At 28.5% G+C, this 16,032-nt stretch carries 17 protein-coding genes; 13 read left to right on the forward strand and 4 right to left on the reverse strand.

Translation table 11 applies throughout. The features are described from left to right. Position 1 precedes the first annotated feature (1 nt). On the forward strand, positions 2-1,135 hold the full coding sequence (gene psgB / locus QIA46_RS03300; RefSeq protein ID WP_317268420.1) for a HemN-related non-iron pseudo-SAM protein PsgB: 1,134 nt from the start codon (positions 2-4) through the stop codon (positions 1,133-1,135). Here psgB and rpiA read toward each other — a convergent pair. Further along, on the reverse strand, positions 1,122-1,808 hold the full coding sequence (gene rpiA, locus QIA46_RS03305) for a ribose 5-phosphate isomerase A (RefSeq protein ID WP_317260395.1): 687 nt from the start codon (positions 1,806-1,808) through the stop codon (positions 1,122-1,124). The genes psgB and rpiA overlap by 14 nt on opposite strands. A gap of 145 nt (positions 1,809-1,953) precedes the next feature. Here rpiA and gpmA point away from each other — a divergent pair, with 145 nt between their 5' ends. After that, positions 1,954-2,700, forward strand: coding sequence for a 2,3-diphosphoglycerate-dependent phosphoglycerate mutase (gene gpmA, locus QIA46_RS03310; RefSeq protein ID WP_317268421.1), 747 nt, complete (start codon positions 1,954-1,956; stop codon positions 2,698-2,700). A 68-nt stretch (positions 2,701-2,768) separates the two neighbouring features. On the opposite strand, the gene lysS is transcribed toward gpmA, so the two are convergent. Both lysS and era read right to left on the reverse strand, forming a co-directional pair. After that, on the reverse strand, positions 2,769-4,334 hold the full coding sequence (gene lysS, locus QIA46_RS03315; protein ID WP_317268422.1) for a lysine--tRNA ligase: 1,566 nt from the start codon (positions 4,332-4,334) through the stop codon (positions 2,769-2,771). A gap of 82 nt (positions 4,335-4,416) precedes the next feature. Beyond that, a complete protein-coding gene (gene era / locus QIA46_RS03320; protein WP_301341785.1) occupies positions 4,417-5,289 on the reverse strand; it encodes a GTPase Era in 873 nt (290 codons plus the stop codon). A gap of 104 nt (positions 5,290-5,393) precedes the next feature. Between era and QIA46_RS03325 the strand changes: the two genes are divergently transcribed. Genes QIA46_RS03325 through QIA46_RS03335 form a run of 3 tightly spaced genes read left to right on the forward strand, consistent with a single transcriptional unit; the run spans position 5,394 to position 6,639 of the window. After that, the gene (locus QIA46_RS03325; RefSeq protein ID WP_317268423.1) at positions 5,394-5,750 is read left to right on the forward strand and encodes a hypothetical protein; all 357 of its coding nucleotides are present in this window, start codon (positions 5,394-5,396) and stop codon (positions 5,748-5,750) included. Between the two features lie 9 nt (positions 5,751-5,759). Further along, positions 5,760-6,170 carry a hypothetical protein gene (locus QIA46_RS03330; protein WP_301341787.1) on the forward strand — a complete coding sequence of 137 codons (411 nt, stop codon included), beginning with the start codon at positions 5,760-5,762 and terminating at the stop codon, positions 6,168-6,170. Between the two features lie 19 nt (positions 6,171-6,189). Beyond that, a complete protein-coding gene (locus QIA46_RS03335; protein ID WP_317268424.1) occupies positions 6,190-6,639 on the forward strand; it encodes a DUF192 domain-containing protein in 450 nt (149 codons plus the stop codon). An 8-nt stretch (positions 6,640-6,647) separates the two neighbouring features. On the opposite strand, the gene QIA46_RS03340 is transcribed toward QIA46_RS03335, so the two are convergent. Further along, a complete protein-coding gene (locus tag QIA46_RS03340) occupies positions 6,648-7,319 on the reverse strand; it encodes a hypothetical protein (protein ID WP_317268567.1) in 672 nt (223 codons plus the stop codon). A gap of 57 nt (positions 7,320-7,376) precedes the next feature. Between QIA46_RS03340 and QIA46_RS03345 the strand changes: the two genes are divergently transcribed. From QIA46_RS03345 to QIA46_RS03380, 8 genes are all read left to right on the forward strand, one after another. Beyond that, the gene (locus QIA46_RS03345; RefSeq protein ID WP_317268425.1) at positions 7,377-8,336 is read left to right on the forward strand and encodes a glycosyltransferase family protein; all 960 of its coding nucleotides are present in this window, start codon (positions 7,377-7,379) and stop codon (positions 8,334-8,336) included. Next, positions 8,329-9,327: an N-acetylmuramoyl-L-alanine amidase gene (locus QIA46_RS03350; protein ID WP_317268568.1), complete on the forward strand. Its 999-nt coding sequence runs from the start codon at positions 8,329-8,331 to the stop codon at positions 9,325-9,327. The genes QIA46_RS03345 and QIA46_RS03350 overlap by 8 nt, the downstream gene beginning before the upstream one ends. Further along, positions 9,317-9,868, forward strand: coding sequence for a flagellar filament outsheath protein (locus tag QIA46_RS03355; RefSeq protein WP_317260400.1), 552 nt, complete (start codon positions 9,317-9,319; stop codon positions 9,866-9,868). The genes QIA46_RS03350 and QIA46_RS03355 overlap by 11 nt, the downstream gene beginning before the upstream one ends. Positions 9,869-9,946: 78 nt before the next feature. Continuing rightward, the gene (gene flaA / locus QIA46_RS03360; RefSeq protein WP_317260401.1) at positions 9,947-10,972 is read left to right on the forward strand and encodes a flagellar filament outer layer protein FlaA; all 1,026 of its coding nucleotides are present in this window, start codon (positions 9,947-9,949) and stop codon (positions 10,970-10,972) included. Positions 10,973-11,046: 74 nt separating this feature from the next. After that, a complete protein-coding gene (locus QIA46_RS03365; protein ID WP_317268426.1) occupies positions 11,047-13,641 on the forward strand; it encodes a chemotaxis protein CheA in 2,595 nt (864 codons plus the stop codon). Positions 13,642-13,648: 7 nt separating this feature from the next. Beyond that, positions 13,649-15,049 (forward strand): CheR family methyltransferase, encoded by a 1,401-nt coding sequence (locus QIA46_RS03370; protein WP_317268427.1) that lies wholly within the window; start codon positions 13,649-13,651, stop codon positions 15,047-15,049. 11 nt (positions 15,050-15,060) lie between these two features. Continuing rightward, positions 15,061-15,546 carry a chemotaxis protein CheX gene (locus QIA46_RS03375; protein WP_014023886.1) on the forward strand — a complete coding sequence of 162 codons (486 nt, stop codon included), beginning with the start codon at positions 15,061-15,063 and terminating at the stop codon, positions 15,544-15,546. Positions 15,547-15,585: 39 nt separating this feature from the next. Continuing rightward, positions 15,586-16,026, forward strand: coding sequence for a response regulator (locus QIA46_RS03380; protein ID WP_002557259.1), 441 nt, complete (start codon positions 15,586-15,588; stop codon positions 16,024-16,026). Positions 16,027-16,032 lie beyond the last annotated feature (6 nt).

The following is a 16,032-nucleotide window of genomic DNA, read 5'->3' on the forward strand; positions in this document are numbered from 1 at the left end:
TATGAGAGCAGATCTTTTACCTCTTGTCGAGTTAAGTCTTTATATTAATGTGTCATTTTGTTGTAAAGATTTTAGCATTTTTAATAGAATTTTAGAGGAATTAAAATGTCATTTAACCTTGTTAGGTTATCCAATTATAAAAACACTTTACATTAAGCATGTAGATTTTTGTTTATGTAATCAAGATAATTTAAAATGTATTTTTACTTCCTTGTCTAAATATATTAATTTAGCCTTATTAGAAGAGTTTACTTTAGAAATTATTCCAGGTTATGTTGATTTTGAAAAATTCAAACTTTTGGATGAATTTTGTATTAGTAGAATTAATCTTAGTGTTCAAAGTTTTTCTTTAGAGCTTAGAAAGATTTTGGGGATGCCCAAGATTTCTTATGAAAAATTGAATATTTTGATTAACAATATTAGAAAGTTTCCTTTTGATTTAAATATTGATATGACTATTAATATTCCTTTGCAAAAAAAATCTCATCTCAAGCGAGATTTGAAAGAATTGCTTTCATATATGCCCGAGCATATTTGTTTTAACGATTTTATATGTGAAGAGGAAGACTTTGTCTTGAAAGATTTTGATAACGGGATTGATTCTGAAAAGCTGTGGTTTTATGCCCTAAATTGCTTAGAATCTAATGGTTATATTAATTATGAAATTACTAATTTTGCATTAAAGGGGCATGAGAGCAAGCACAATAAGCTAAATTGGAAATTAAAACCGTATTTAGGATTAGGGGAGCATGCTGTAAGCCTGCTTTTTTGTAATGATAAGAATAATAATGTAAAAGCTTTGATTAGAAAAACAGGTGGTTTTGTTAAAGCAAATAATCGCTTAGTAACGTTTGAATTGTTAGATGATTTACAGTTTTTTATTTATCATTTTATTCAGGGGCTTGGAAGTATTCAGGGAGTCAGCTTGAGGGATCTTAGACTTAGATTTGAATATGATGAAGAACAATTTTTTAAGTTTATTAATTACTGCGCAACTTTAAGTAGAAAATTTATTTTTGATAATAATATTATGCTATTAAAAGGGTGTGAAAGGTTTAAGTTAGATTTTTATTTAGTAAAGATTATAAACTATTTTAATGATAACTTTTTTAAAGTTAAGTTTAGGCTTCCTTGATTTGTTTGTCTTGGTAATAAACTATTTTTGTGTTTTTATGGTTGAATATTCCAATCTCAAGTATGCCTGGAAATAGTTTGAAGTATTTTTCTGTTCCTTCGGGATTTTCCACATTCATTTTTACATCTAAGATATAATTATTGTTATCAGTTATAGTGGGTCCTTTTTTTTCTTTACAAATTCTTAAGATTGGCTCTAAATTCATTTCTTCAAGTCTAGTCATAATAAATCCAACAGCATTTTGGGCAACTTCTATTGGAATAGGCATTTTGGTTCCTAATTTTTTTACAATTTTTGTTTCATCTGCTATTATTAGCAATGTTTCTGAATTGTAAGCTATTACTTTCTCCATTAGATGTGCGCCACCCATTCCTTTTATTAAGCTTTTTTTTTCTAATAAAATCTCATCAGCACCATCAATTGCAATGTCTAGATTTTTGTTAAGTTTTGAAAAATTTGATTCATAAGGAATTTGTTCTTTTGAGAGTAAATATTTTGTATCATTGCTTGTTGTATAGAATTTTAAATTTTTTAAGCTACCCGATTTTATCTTTTCGCTTAAATATTTTATTGCATGATAAATAGTTGTGCCTGTTCCAATTCCAAGATTCATATTGCTTTTGATGTAGTGATCAACCGCATATTTTGCTACTAAAATTTTTTGATTTTCCATAAATTCTTTTCCCTGCTTGATAAGCTTAAAGCTTAATGTATTTTAAAGTATATCATTATTTAATTAAGGTTGAAATCTTGACTAGATTTTGTGCTAATTTATAATTATTAGTATTAGTAAATAAAATAATATACTAGGAGATTTTATGTATAAATTAGTTTTAGTAAGACACGGAGAGAGTGAGTGGAATAAAGAAAATCTTTTTACTGGCTGGACAGATGTTAAACTTTCTGATAAAGGTATCGATGAGGCTATAGAGGCAGGTTTACTTCTCAAGCAAGAAGGTTATTCTTTTGATATTGCTTTTAGTTCTTCGTTGTCAAGGGCTAATGACACTTTAAATATTATTTTGCGAGAGCTAGGTCAATCTTATATTAGTGTAAAAAAAACCTGGAGATTAAATGAAAGGCACTATGGTGCTTTGCAAGGTTTAAATAAGTCAGAAACAGCTGCAAAATATGGGGAAGATAAAGTTTTAATTTGGAGACGCAGTTATGACGTTCCCCCAATGTCTTTAGATGAATCTGATGATCGTCACCCCATAAAAGATCCAAGATATAAACATATTCCTAAAAGGGAACTTCCTTCAACAGAGTGTCTTAAAGATACTGTTGCAAGAGTTATTCCTTATTGGACTGATGAGATTGCAAAAGAAGTTCTTGAAGGTAAAAAAGTCATTGTTGCTGCTCACGGTAATTCTTTAAGAGCACTTGTTAAATATCTTGATAATTTAAGTGAAGAAGATGTTTTAAAGCTTAACATTCCCACAGGCATTCCCTTGGTTTATGAATTAGATAAAGATTTAAACCCCATTAAACATTACTATTTAGGTGATGAAAGCAAAATTAAAAAGGCAATGAAATCTGTTGCTAGTCAAGGAAAGTTGAAATAACGGATTATTTACATTAAAGTCTTAATAAGTCATATAGCTATGACTTATTTTTTTATTAATTTCAAGGCTTAAATATATTTACTTATAATCTTTTCAAAGCGATCAATACCAATTATTTTGATAAATCCAGCTAATTTGGGCCCTTTTTCTTTGTCGATTAAAATTTTATAAATTTGTTTAAAAAACAAAGCGGGTTCTATATTATTTTCTCTTGAAATTTTATATATTTCGTTTTGAATGTCTTGTTCTCTAGCAACTTCAAAATTTTTCTTTAAAAAATCCAAAAGTTCATTAATTGCTTTTTTGCTATTTTCTTCTAGTATTTCTATATTATCAAATTTAGATCTTAATGAAAATTTGAAATCTTCGGGTGCAAAATCTCTTATCCAATTAATTGCACAGTTTATTTTATTTATTAGTTTGTTTTTTTGGTCTTCTTGAACGTTTTTCAAGTAATTTAAAATTTTATTTATATTATTTTCAAATATTTGACAGATTACACTTAAATGTCTAAATCCGATTTGATAAGGGATTCTTTTGCTTGGCATGTATGGTTGAGATAGTTCGTAAATTCTTTTAAATGCTCTTTTTTTTTCTTCTTTTATATCTTCTACTCCGTAGTAGATTCTCTCAAACTTGTCGTAATCTTCGTATATTTTAATTACGTCAAGATCAAATGAGATCGAAAATTCAGTATTTGGTTTTGTCGCTGCAAATAAAAATCTAGTGACCTCGGGTGTGTAGACCTCAAGAACATCTTTGAGCGATATAACATCTCCTGATGAGGAGGATATTTTTCCCCCACGTCCTTTTATTGAAATAAAGTCATATTGAAATGTTACAGGAGGGCTGCCTTGAAAAATTTTTACAATATTTTTAGATGTATCAAAACTGCCGCCACTGCTGTGATGGTCTTTTCCTGCAGGTTCAAAGTCAACTTTTTCATATTTCCATCTCATAGGCCAATCTATTCTCCAAGGAAGTTTAATGGCCCATGTGGTTCTTATATCTAGAGATTCTTGATTCCCACATTCACATGAGTACTCAACAGAGTAATGGTTGTCATAATTATTTACAGTTGTTGTGTCCTTATTGCATTTTGTGCAAAATATACTGATTGGATACCAATTTGCTTCAAGCTTTGAAGTTCTGTATTCGTTTAATGCTTCAGAGAGTTCTTTTTTATGATCAAGTGCAAATTTTATTTGGCTTGCATAAGCGTTGTTGGTATATTGTTTACTTTGGTCAATGAATTCGGGATTGATCCCCACTATAGGCAGATATTTTTCAAATTCAATTTCATTAGCTCTTGCATAACTTGTTTTGTGACTTCTTGTGTCAGGGACTCTTGTTATTGCTTGTCTTAAATAAGTTGCAAGAAGTTCCTGTTCTGGCATATTTTTAGGAACTTTCCGAAATACGTCGTAATTATCCCAAGAATAAATAAATCTTACTTTTGATCCAGAGTCCCTCAGAGCTCTTGCCACAAGGTCTACTGAGATAACTTCTCTAAAATTGCCAATGTGCACAGTTCCAGACGGAGTAATTCCTGATGCTACTGTATACAAAGTTTTTGGACCTTTTTCTTTTTTTATTTTTTCTGCGTAAAAATCCGCCCAGTGCGCTGTTTTCACATTTTATTCCTAATTTAAATTTATGTAAATTTTAACATTTTGTTTTTCAAGTTTCAAGAATTTAGAAAATTGTAGTTGAATTTTAGTTTATAAGTCTTTTTATTAACTTGTCTTCTTTGTTCCAATTTTTTTTAAGTTTTACCTGGAGAAATAGGTTGCATTTTGTTTCAAAAATTTTTGCAATTGTTTTTCTTGCTCTTTCTCCTATTGATTTTATTTCTTTTCCGTTTTTCCCTACAATTATTCCTTTTTGACTTTCATTTGCTACAAAAATATTTGCCCTGATAAAAAGACTTCCTTTTTTATTTTCTAAGGTATCAATATCTACATACAAAGAATAGGGAAGTTCTTCTTTTAGGTTTTCAATAGCTTTTTCCCTTATTATTTCGCTAATTCTAAAATTTATTTCTTGATCGGTGTAGTATTCTTGTGGATAATAAAGCGGGCCTTCTGAAAAATTTTCATAAATTTTATTTTTTAGTTCTTCTGTGTTAATTTTTTTTTCAGCAGATATTTTAATTATATTGCTATCTTCTATTTCTTTTTCTTTTAGAAATTGTGTTATTTCGTTTATTTTTGTATTTTTAAGGTCAATTTTATTAAGTATTACTAAAAATTTAATTTTAGAGTTTTTTATTATTTCCAACATTTTGTTCTCTTCCTCTCCAGGTTTATCTTGAATATCTATTATGTATAAAATAAGTTCAACTTCTCCTATTGAAGAGTGTATGTTTTTCATCATTGCAATATTAAACTTTTTTTTACTCAGATGAAATCCCGGTGTGTCTATAAAAATAATTTGTCCTCTGTCGTCCGTAAAGATTCCTTTTATTTTATTTCTAGTTGTTTGCGGAATAGGGGATATTATTGATATTTTATGTCCGCATATTGAATTTAAAAGGGTAGATTTTCCAGTTGATGGTCTACCAAGTATTGCTGCAAATCCCGATTTCATGTTTTAGCATTCCTTAAATATGTAATATTTATACAATTTTTATTATAATTAATTATATAGTATTTTAAATACTTATTTTTAAGTAAAATTTGAGGAATTTTCGTTTGGCAAAGGTAAATTTTGAAGTTTTTTGCGAGCAATGTGGTGAAAAAGTTGGACTTAATCGGTCTGTTTGCCCTAACTGTGCTGCTAAGCTTGGTGATATCGAATGTCCAAATTGTAGGCACGTAGGTCCAGTTTCTACTTTTGGAGAAGGTTGTCCTAATTGTCACTACAGTCCTTTTCAAGAGCTTAAAGAAAAACCCTTTAAAAGAAAAGAAAGAGCAAGAATGGTAAACAATAGAGCAGCTTCTAAAGTCTTAGTAAGACTTTTCCATTTTGGGATTAATGCTGATATTTTGCTTTATTTATTTTCAAGTTTTTTATTTGTTATACTTTTTCTTTATATTGTTTATGGCTAAAGGCTTTGTATGGGTATTACAGTTTTTTATTTATTTTCTATTTTCACATCTTTTGTTATGGGTTCTAGCATGGAGTCTGTTAAAGAGAATATTCTTAAAAGTACTATTTTTTATTATGATATTGAAGAAGTTGAATTTCCTTACGCTAAGAAGCAGACTTTACAATTTATTGCTAAAACCCATTTAAAATATGCTGTTTTTAATTTTGACAAAAATAAAATGTTTTCATACACTTTTGTTTTTGATAAAAAATTAATATCTCAGTATTCAATTTTTATTGAGGTAAAGAAAAAGTTTGGCGAGGCTACACTGGTAACGCCTTTGAATTATTTATGGGATCTTGGTGATTGTATTATTGTTTTAAATAAAAATATTTTAAGAATGACTTTAAAATCTTATATTTCAAATTATAATAAATAATTTTTAATAAGGCTTATAATTGAAAAAAATTTTAAAACGATTTTTATTTTTAGTTTTATTGATGTCTTTTTTATCTTTTACTGATCATTTTTATGATAAAGAAGTTGTGATAAATGGGGTTAAGTTTTTTGTAAAAATAGCATCTAATGAGTTTGATAGGGCAAAAGGCTATATGGGTACTCAAAAAGTTGAATATGGTAATGGAATGCTTTTTGTTTTTAAAAAAGAGCAAAATTTATCTTTTTGGATGGAAAATACATCTTTGCCGCTTGAAATAGCTTATATTGATTCAAATGGAATTATTAAAGAGATTTATGATTTAGAGCCGTACTCTAGGGCAAATGTTAATTCTCTTTATAAGGTAAAGTATGCTCTTGAGCTTCCAAGAGGCTCATTTTCTAAATTTAAAATAAAAATAGGCTACAAGGTGCATTTTTGCTTTGATATTAATTCTTTATTAGTAGAATAATTTTGAAATTATTGGGCTTTAATTTCTTGAAGTTCTTCTTCGATTTGATCTTCTTTAAGTTCATTTTTATCAGATTCTTTTATTGAATTTGTTTCTTCTTGTTTTAAGGTAGACTGTTTATTTGATTCATTTGCATTGTTATTTACTTCATTATTGTCAATGTTTTCGTTGTTTGTTGTTATTATTTTTTTAAAAATATTTATTGTTGACGCAATCTCGTCAATTGCATCAAGCAAAAATGTATCGCTTGCAAATTCTTCTGCTTTTACAATATATGCTAAAGAGTTGATTCCTTTTTCTGCATTATGAATGATCTCCCATGATCCAAATACTCTGTTATTATAGCTATCGCTCATAAGGGAGTCGGATATTTCTTTTATTTTTTGTGTGTTTATATCAAATACTTTGACAATTCCAAATATTTCTCTTATCTTTGAATTTTTATATGAGTTTAGTCTTGACCGGATGATTACCTCTTCTCTTTCATTATTGTTTATATCTTTAAATGCTATAAAATCATTTTCTGAGTCTATTTTATATTCAATTTTGTTTTTATCTAAAAATTTTTTAATTCTCTTGTCGTAATGTATATTCTTGTGATTGCAAGAAATGAGTGCAAAAATGATAATAATCATGCTGTAGAATAATGTATTAATATTCATTATTCTTGCAATTAACATTGTATTATTTGACATATGATTATTATAATTTAATTGTAAGGATTTTAAAAGTAATTTATGCGTCTTCCAAGTAGTGGCTATTCATATACTGTTATTCAATCTAAAAATAATTATTCACAAAAATCTTCTTTTGGAATTTCTTTTGTAATATTAAGCAGAGGAACAAAAATTTTTAGAGAAGATTTGTTTGAATTTTTATCAAATTTTGATTTTATAAGAGAAATAATTTCAATTGAAAAACAGAGCAATAGAAGTTCTTTGCAGTTCATCTCAGAAAGTTACGGTAAGTTAAAATTTATTTTACTTTCTGATGATTTAAATTCAGGAGAAAAGGTTAATTTAGCAATGAAAGAATCCAGCTGTGATTTTGTTTTTGTTTTGCAAAGTGATATGTACTTGTTAAATCCTTTTTGGATTCCAAATATATTCGATGAAATAGTTAAAAAAAATGTTCTTCTTGTTGGGGGGGAGTTTTTTGATAAAGAAGAGGAAATGATTCCTTCAATTTTTCTTCCAAGCATAGATAAAAAGCAAAAGTTTAAGGTAATTTTAGTAAATTCTGAGAAAGACTATGAAAAAACTTTGATTACCATGGATTATTGCGGACTTTATTCTAAAGAGAAATTTTTACAACTTGGAGGTTTTGACGGAAGGATTCAAAATGAATATTTTCAAAGAATAGATTTTGGACTAAGAGCTGTTTATTTTGGCGAACATGTTTATATTTATAGGAAGCTGAGAATCCAGTATACTGCATTAAATTCGCCAGAAAATTTGACCAAAAGCAAAAGTTTTTTAATTTTTTTACTTAAGAATTATGTCCCAATTTTTGTTGGAAATGGTGTTGTTTTTTCTTTTTTAAGGTTTTGTAAAATTTGTTTAAAATACAAAATTAATCCCTTTCTTTTCCAAAAAGAGTTTAAAGAGATAAAAGGTGAGATTGCTAAAAATAGCTTAAGATTCAAAGGAGACTTAAAGAGTGCCATTGAGCTTTGGGAAAATGATATTATTGATTGATTTGATTTTGTTTTCATATTTAAACTTGTATTCTAAGACCTCCGATTATTTAAATGTTCTTGATTTTTTTGATACTAATGCTTTCAGGTTCGATTTTAACATTGAAAATGATGTTTTTACAATTGAAAATGACAAAGGATATTTAAAGTTTAGGGTAGGCTTTGAATATGCGCTTACATCTTCTGGTTATTATATGTTTGTAGATCCAATTATTGACATTCGTGGAGAAATTTTAATAAGTCGAAAGGTGTTAAAGCAAATTGAAAATTATTTCAGTTCTCTTAAAGGTTATAATAAACCCAGAATTACTTCGATAATCATTGATCCTGGACATGGTGGACATGATACTGGTGCGATTGTAACTTTAAAGATAAATGGTTATGATGTTGTGCTTAAGGAAAAAGATTTTGCATTAACCTATTCTATATATTTGTCTAAAATTTTAAGTAATTATTTTGTAAATAAAAATATTTTATTAACTCGTGTAAATGACGTTTATTTAACTTTGAAAGAACGGTCGGAATTTGCAAATGCAATAAAGCCAAATTTTCCAAATAATGTTATATTTTTATCCATGCATGCTAATGATGCTCCAAATAGTGAGGCCAGGGGAGTTGAGTTTTGGTATCTTCCTAAGAATTCAAAAAGAGAAGTTATTAAAGATTTTAAAGGATATGATATTAAGGGTAATAGATACTTAAGCGAGCTTAATGATATACTAGATATTAAATATAAATATGAATCAAAAAGATTGGCTGAAATTTTGTATAAAGTTTTTAAAAATGAGTTAAGCGAAACTAATGTTAGGCCAATCAGAGAAGAGCAATGGTTTGTAATAAAAAACAGCAGTATGCCTGCTGTGTTGATTGAAATGGGGTTTTTGTCCAACATTTTAGATGCTAAATTAATTTTGGATTATAATTACATGAGCAAATTTAATATTCTAATACTTAAAGCTTTAATGGAATTTATAAATTTTTATGAAAAATAATATTTCGGATGTATTTTTTAAGTATAATGCAGTAATTTATGAATTTTTAAATTCGAAAAAAGAGTATATGGTTAAAGTGCTTTTTGGGGTTTTAGCAGCAAGCTTTTTGTTTTCTATTTGTATGGTTTTTTTAAATTATGATAATCTTTTTTCAAAAAAGGTTTTTTATTTTCATTCTAGCAAGGGATTTGTTGCTAATTTAAGATATTTAAAAGATAAAAAAAAATTAAAAGATAATTTAGATCTTTTAGTAAAAGATTTCCTTTTAGGAAGCAATGAGGGGTTTTCTTTTGGATTTTTATTAAGTGATGCAAGATTTTTATATTCTTTTTTAGAAAATGGAGTTTATTATATAAATCTTTCAAGAGAATTTTATGATTCTTTTAATAGTGGTGATTATAATGAGCCTTATGAATCTTTTGATGTTAAGGTTAATCTGTTTGCTATGTCTTTAATAAAAACAATGCGCTTTAACTATCCTGGCAAAATAAAAAAGCTTGTTATTCTTATTGAAGGGTGTATCTTAAAGGAGCAAAGTTGATAAATTTAATTTTACTAATAAAATAATTAAAAAACGAAAATTTTATAAAAGATTTATATATATAAGGAGTTGGTTTAAATGAAAAGGAAAGTTAAAAGTATTTTATTTTTTTTATTATCCACCGTTCTTTTTGCTCAAGAGACTGATGGATTAACAGATGGTTCTAAAAGATCAGAACCCGGAGAATTGGTTTTAGATTTTGCTGAGCTTGCAAGAGATCCAAGTTCAACTAGACTTGATCTTACAAATTATGTTGATTATGTATATTCGGGCGCTTCTGGTATTGTTAAGCCGGAAGATATGGTTGTAGATCTTGGGATAAATAATTGGAGCGTTTTGCTTACTCCTTCTGCAAGGTTGCAGGCCTACGTTAAAAATTCAGTTGTTGCGCCTGCTGTTGTTAAGAGTGAGTCAAAAAGGTATGCAGGCGATACTATTTTAGGAGTAAGAGTTTTATTTCCAAGCTATTCTCAATCATCTGCTATGATTATGCCACCATTTAAAATTCCTTTTTATTCAGGAGAAAGTGGAAATCAGTTTTTAGGTAAAGGTCTTATCGATAACATTAAAACCATGAAAGAGATTAAGGTATCAGTTTATAGCTTAGGATATGAGATAGATCTTGAAGTTTTATTTGAAGATATGAATGGTATGGAATATGCTTATTCTATGGGTACTTTAAAGTTTAAAGGGTGGGCTGATTTAATTTGGTCAAATCCCAACTATATTCCTAATATATCATCTAGAATAATTAAAGACGATGTTCCAAATTATCCTCTTGCTTCAAGTAAAATGAGATTTAAGGCTTTTAGAGTTTCAAAATCGCATAGTTCAAAAGAGCAAAATTTTATCTTTTATGTTAAAGATTTAAGAGTTCTTTACGATAAGTTGAGTGTTTCAATAGATTCTGATATTGATAGTGAGTCTGTATTTAAAGTTTATGAAACTAGTGGAACTGAATCTCTTCGTAAATTAAAGGCACACGAAACTTTTAAAAGAGTTTTAAAGCTTAGAGAAAAAATTTCTATGCCTGAAGGCTCTTTCCAAAACTTTATAGAAAAGGTTGAGAGCGAGAAGCCTGAAGAATCATCTCCAAAAAATTAGGTTTAAATTAATATGTTAATATGTAAAGCTGCCTAAAAGGTTAGCTTTACATATATAAAATAATAGGAAATAGTATGGAAATATTAGATTTGGAAAATGAAGAGCTTTTAGGGGTTTTTTTTGAAGAGGCTCAAAATCTTGTAGATATCCTTGAAGAGAATATTATGTCGCTAGAGGATGATCCTAATAATTCTGATACTATTGATGAAATATTCAGAGCAGCTCATACTTTAAAAGGAAGCTCTGCTTCTCTTGACATGATGGAGCTATCTGATTTTACCCATATTGTTGAAGATGTTTTTGATGCCATTAGAGACGGTAGGGCAAATATAAACAATGATCTTGTTGATCTGCTTTTAAGCTCATTAGATGTTATTAAGGAAATGCTTTCGCTTCGTCTTGACGGCAAGGTTTATTTGAATGATATAAGTGATCTTAAAAGCAAATTAAAGCAATTTTTAGTAGTTAATGAGCAGACTCGTATTAAGAGAGCTGACGAAAATCCAGCTAAAAACAATTTTTGTCTTTCAAAGTCAGATCTTGAAGAAATAAGAGAAGGTCTAGGAGTTGGGCAAAAGGTTTTAAGGATCAGCGTTGTTTTTAATGCGAATAAAGATTCTAATGCGGAAAATGGTGGACTAAAAATATTTAATATTTTGAAAAATTTAGGATCTGTGCTTCATACAATTCCTAAATATGAGCAAATCATAGAGAATGAATTTTTAACAAGAGTAGATTATTATCTGATATATTCAGATATAAAGGATGTGAAAAAAAGTTTAGATTCTTCAAATTTAATTGAAAGCTATTTGGTTGATGAATTTAACGTAAAAGAAGAATTAAAAAAGCTTGCAGATAAAGAGATTAAAGATATTGATTCAGATTCCAATCTTGTTTTAAATGATGGTTTTGATTTTACAGAGGATGAGATTTCTGATTTATTGCTTGAGGTTGAAAATCAAAAGTTATTTAGAGTTAGATTAGATTTTGTAAAAGACAATCCTATGTCTACTATTAGTGGGCTTCAAATGCTTCAAGCATTAAAAAGTCTTGGAAAAGTTTTCAAGTCTCTTCCAGATTCTAGCGAATTATTGGCAGATAAGTTTTTTGATTTTGTAATATATTACTTAATATCAAATACCGGTGCAGACAGCATTGCTAAAAAAATTAATTTACCAGATGTTGTTAGTCATTTTGAAATCGAAAATGTTAATTTAGAATCTTTAGGGAATGTGAGCCTAAAAAACAAAGATGAAGCACCTCTTAAGGAAAATAAAAGTATTAAGAAAAATAGTCCAATTAGTGTTAATTTAATTAGAATAGATAGTAAAAAAATAGATTACATATTAAATCTTGTTAGTGAGGCTGTAATAAGTAAGTCATCGTATAATCAAATAAATTCAGAAATGATTACATTATTTTATAATTTTAATTATTTTTATGATTATCAAGAAAGTTTTCAGAGAAACTTTTTAATTGATTTAAAGATAGTTTTCAAAGATGCTGGCTTAACATTAGAAGATGAGGTTGAATCACATATTAATTCTTTGATGAATCTTAAAATGGAAAAGACCCTTAATGATATATCTGAATTGAGAAATTCTTTTTTCAGGCTTCTTCAGAATTTTAAAATGACTTCTGGGCGACTGTCAAGAATAATTACGGATTTGCATGAGAGTGTTTTAAAAACCAGAATGTTGCCAATATCCAATATCTTTTCAAGGTTTACAAGAGTTGTCAGAGATCTTTCAAAGAAATTAAATAAGATTGTAAATCTTAAAATGGAAGGAGAAGAAACTGAGCTTGATAAGTCTGTTATAGATGACCTTGTAGATCCTTTGATGCATTGTGTTAGAAATTCAATGGATCATGGCCTTGAAACAGCTGAAGAGAGAGTTAAAAGGGGAAAGAGCAAAGAAGGTACTATAATTTTGCGCGCCAAGAATGAGGGCAATGTAATATCAATTGAGATTGAAGATGATGGGATTGGTATAGATCCAAAGGTTATTAGGCGAAAATTAATTGAAAAGGGAACAATCAAGGAGGGTGCAATTTACTCTGATTTTGAACTTATTAACTTAATTTTTGCTCCTGGTTTTTCAACAGCAGCCCAAGTAACAGATCTTTCAGGTAGAGGAGTTGGTCTTGATGTTGTGAAAAAAAGTATTGAAAAGCTTAATGGAACTATTTTGGTAGAATCAGAAATTGGCCTTGGAACAATTTTTAAAATTAAACTACCATTGACGTTAGTGATTATACAAGGCCTTTTAGTAAAGTCGGGGACTGAGACTTATGTTATTCCTTTGAATAATGTTCTTGAAACTCATAGAATAACCGAGCATGATATAAAATTGCTTGAAAATTATCATGAAGTTTATAATTTAAGAGATGAAGTCGTTTCTGTGCTTAGACTTGATAAACTTTTTAACATAACAAGAGATGATTCATTAATAGAAAAATTTTTAATAGTTGTTAATACTAGTAACATGAAAACAGCAATTGTTGTAGACTCTATTCTTGGTGAGGAAGATTTTGTAGTAAAGCCTATTAAAGATAAATTTTCATCAAGCGCGGGTATAGTTGGGGCTACTACGCTTGGCAATGGTAAGGTTGTATTGATAATTGATGTTTTTAAGCTTTTTGATTTACAAAAAGATACTAAGGAGTGAATTTCTTGTGCAGATAAAAGAAATTTATTTTGGACCCAAAATCTCAGATGATAAAAATTGCAATTCTAAATTAACCAATTTTGATTTTAAAGTTGTTTCTTTTGAACTTGGATCGGATCATTATTTAGTAGACATTATGCAGGTTAAAGAAATTAGAAAATCTAGTAATTTTACCTATGTTCCAAATGCCAAAAAGTATGTAGCCGGGCTTGATAATTTAAGGGGCGAAATAATTCCTATTATAGATCTTAGAATAATGTTTAATTTAGAATTTAATAAAAAAGATATTGAAGATATTATGGTTTTAAAAAACGAAGATCTTCTTATAGGGGTAATTGTTGATAAAATTAATAATGTTTTTTCAATAGATTCTAGTCTTATTCAAGATCCACATCCAGTTTTATCTCAGGATTCTTTAATAAACTATATAAAAGGTGTTGTAGATTATAACGAAAAGCTTTATATACTTCTTAATGTTTTTAAAATTTTTAATTATGGCGAGGAAGAAAAGTTATTAAAATCTGATCAAAATCTTGTTGAAAAAAGCGACCTTGTAAGCGATTGTGACAATTTAGATATACTAGAGAATGATAAGAATGATGTTTCTAGTAATGTTTCTTCAAAAAATGATAATAACAATGAAAATTCAACTCTAAACAATCTTGCAACTTTTAATTTGGAAAGTATTAAAAAAAATCTTTTTAAATACTCTTTTAATGCTTCTTTGGTAAGTGATGTGTTTTTGGAAAAAGTTGGAGTAAAATTTAATATGGTTGATGCTGATTACTTGCCTTACGATAGTTTTTTAAATGAATTTTATTCAAAATCATCAGGGAATTTATGGAGAGCTGATTGTTTGGAAGAATTTAAAAATGAGATTGTTGAGAGTCACTTAAATTTTATGGATAACTTAAATTCTATTTTCAATGTATTGGAAATTGGTTGTGGCAGTGGAAAAGAGACTATGGCTTTAGCTAATGCCTTGTTTGAATATTATGTAAAACCGTTTAAGCTGACAGCTATTGATAATGATTTATCAAAAGTTGTTGAAACTTCTAGGTTAATGTTTTCAGAGTCAGAAATTGGTATTAGTGAAATTTATCGTAGAAACTCTTTTGAACAAAGCCCTGGAGTTTATAAATTTAAGTCAGAAATTCTAAGTAATGTTTTGTTTGAATATTCCGATGCTCTTTTTTCAGATTTGCCTGATAATTTGGGAATGGTTTTTTTAAAAGATGTTTTATGTTTCTTGGATAGTGAAAATCAGATTTTGATTTTAAATATCATTGCTTCCAAAGCTATTAAAGGGGCTCTTTTGGTTTTGGGAGATAACGAAGAGCTTAAAAATAATGATGTTTTTATAAAAGAGAAATCCACAAAGTATTTTAACTTGTACAGGAAAGTCTAAAGGAGAAATTAATGAGAATAGATTATATAGAGCCATTTTTGGATGCTGCTTCTTCGGTTTTAAGAGATATGTTGCTTGTTGAAAATATAGAAATGGGTAAACCCGGGCTTAAGTCAATAAATCAAAAGATAAAAGGTGTTTCTGTGATAGTGGGGCTTGCTGGGTCTGTTGAGGGTAGTATAATTATTGATATGGATATAGACACAGCTCTTTTTGTTGCTTCTAAGTTAAATTTTGAAGAGTATGATGATTTTGATGATGAGGAAACAAAAGAGATGGTTGCTGCAACTCTAACTGAGGTTGGCAACATTATTGCTGGAAATTTTGTTACTACTTTGCATGCCAAAGGTTTTGTATTTGATATAACTCCCCCAGCTTTTATTTATGGAGAAAATATGAAAATAAGTAATAAAGGTTCTGAGGCCTTAATTGTTCCTTTTTCTTTGCCTGATGGTAAAATTATAGAAGTTAATATTGCAATAAGAGAGAGGGTTTGATATGAAAAAAATTCTTTTTATTAGAAAAGAGAGGTTAATATGATCCAAAAGACTACAATTGCTGCAGATTCTTCATCTAAACCTAGAGGAATTAATTATGATACAGGTATCCCTTTTAATGTTTTAATTGTTGATGACTCTGTGTTTACCGTAAAGCAACTTACTCAAATTTTTACATCAGAGGGTTTTAATATTATTGATACGGCAGCCGATGGAGAGGAGGCTGTGATAAAGTACAAGAATCATTACCCCAATATTGATATTGTCACGCTTGATATTACCATGCCCAAAATGGATGGAATAACTTGTCTTTCTAATATTATGGAATTTGATAAAAATGCTAGAGTGATAATGATATCTGCTTTAGGCAAAGAACAATTAGTTAAGGATTGCTTAATAAAAGGAGCAAAAACATTTATTGTTAAACCCTTAGATAGGGCAAAGGTTCTTCAAAGAGTTATGTCTGTATTTGTTAAATAAATTATT

Source organism: Borreliella carolinensis (genome assembly GCF_032595855.2).
Classification (GTDB): domain Bacteria; phylum Spirochaetota; class Spirochaetia; order Borreliales; family Borreliaceae; genus Borreliella; species Borreliella carolinensis.

Bases quoted from the DNA above. Each gene is read 5' to 3' on its own strand.
- psgB (WP_317268420.1), top strand. From the start codon at position 2: ATGAGAGCAGATCTTTTACCTCTTGTCGAGTTAAGTCTTTATATTAAT.
- rpiA (WP_317260395.1), bottom strand. From the start codon at position 1,808: ATGGAAAATCAAAAAATTTTAGTAGCAAAATATGCGGTTGATCACTAC.
- gpmA (WP_317268421.1), top strand. From the start codon at position 1,954: ATGTATAAATTAGTTTTAGTAAGACACGGAGAGAGTGAGTGGAATAAA.
- era (WP_301341785.1), bottom strand. From the start codon at position 5,289: ATGAAATCGGGATTTGCAGCAATACTTGGTAGACCATCAACTGGAAAA.
- QIA46_RS03330 (WP_301341787.1), top strand. From the start codon at position 5,760: ATGGGTATTACAGTTTTTTATTTATTTTCTATTTTCACATCTTTTGTT.
- QIA46_RS03340 (WP_317268567.1), bottom strand. From the start codon at position 7,319: ATGTTAATTGCAAGAATAATGAATATTAATACATTATTCTACAGCATG.
- QIA46_RS03345 (WP_317268425.1), top strand. From the start codon at position 7,377: ATGCGTCTTCCAAGTAGTGGCTATTCATATACTGTTATTCAATCTAAA.
- QIA46_RS03355 (WP_317260400.1), top strand. From the start codon at position 9,317: ATGAAAAATAATATTTCGGATGTATTTTTTAAGTATAATGCAGTAATT.
- flaA (WP_317260401.1), top strand. From the start codon at position 9,947: ATGAAAAGGAAAGTTAAAAGTATTTTATTTTTTTTATTATCCACCGTT.
- QIA46_RS03365 (WP_317268426.1), top strand. From the start codon at position 11,047: ATGGAAATATTAGATTTGGAAAATGAAGAGCTTTTAGGGGTTTTTTTT.
- QIA46_RS03375 (WP_014023886.1), top strand. From the start codon at position 15,061: ATGAGAATAGATTATATAGAGCCATTTTTGGATGCTGCTTCTTCGGTT.
- QIA46_RS03380 (WP_002557259.1), top strand. From the start codon at position 15,586: ATGATCCAAAAGACTACAATTGCTGCAGATTCTTCATCTAAACCTAGA.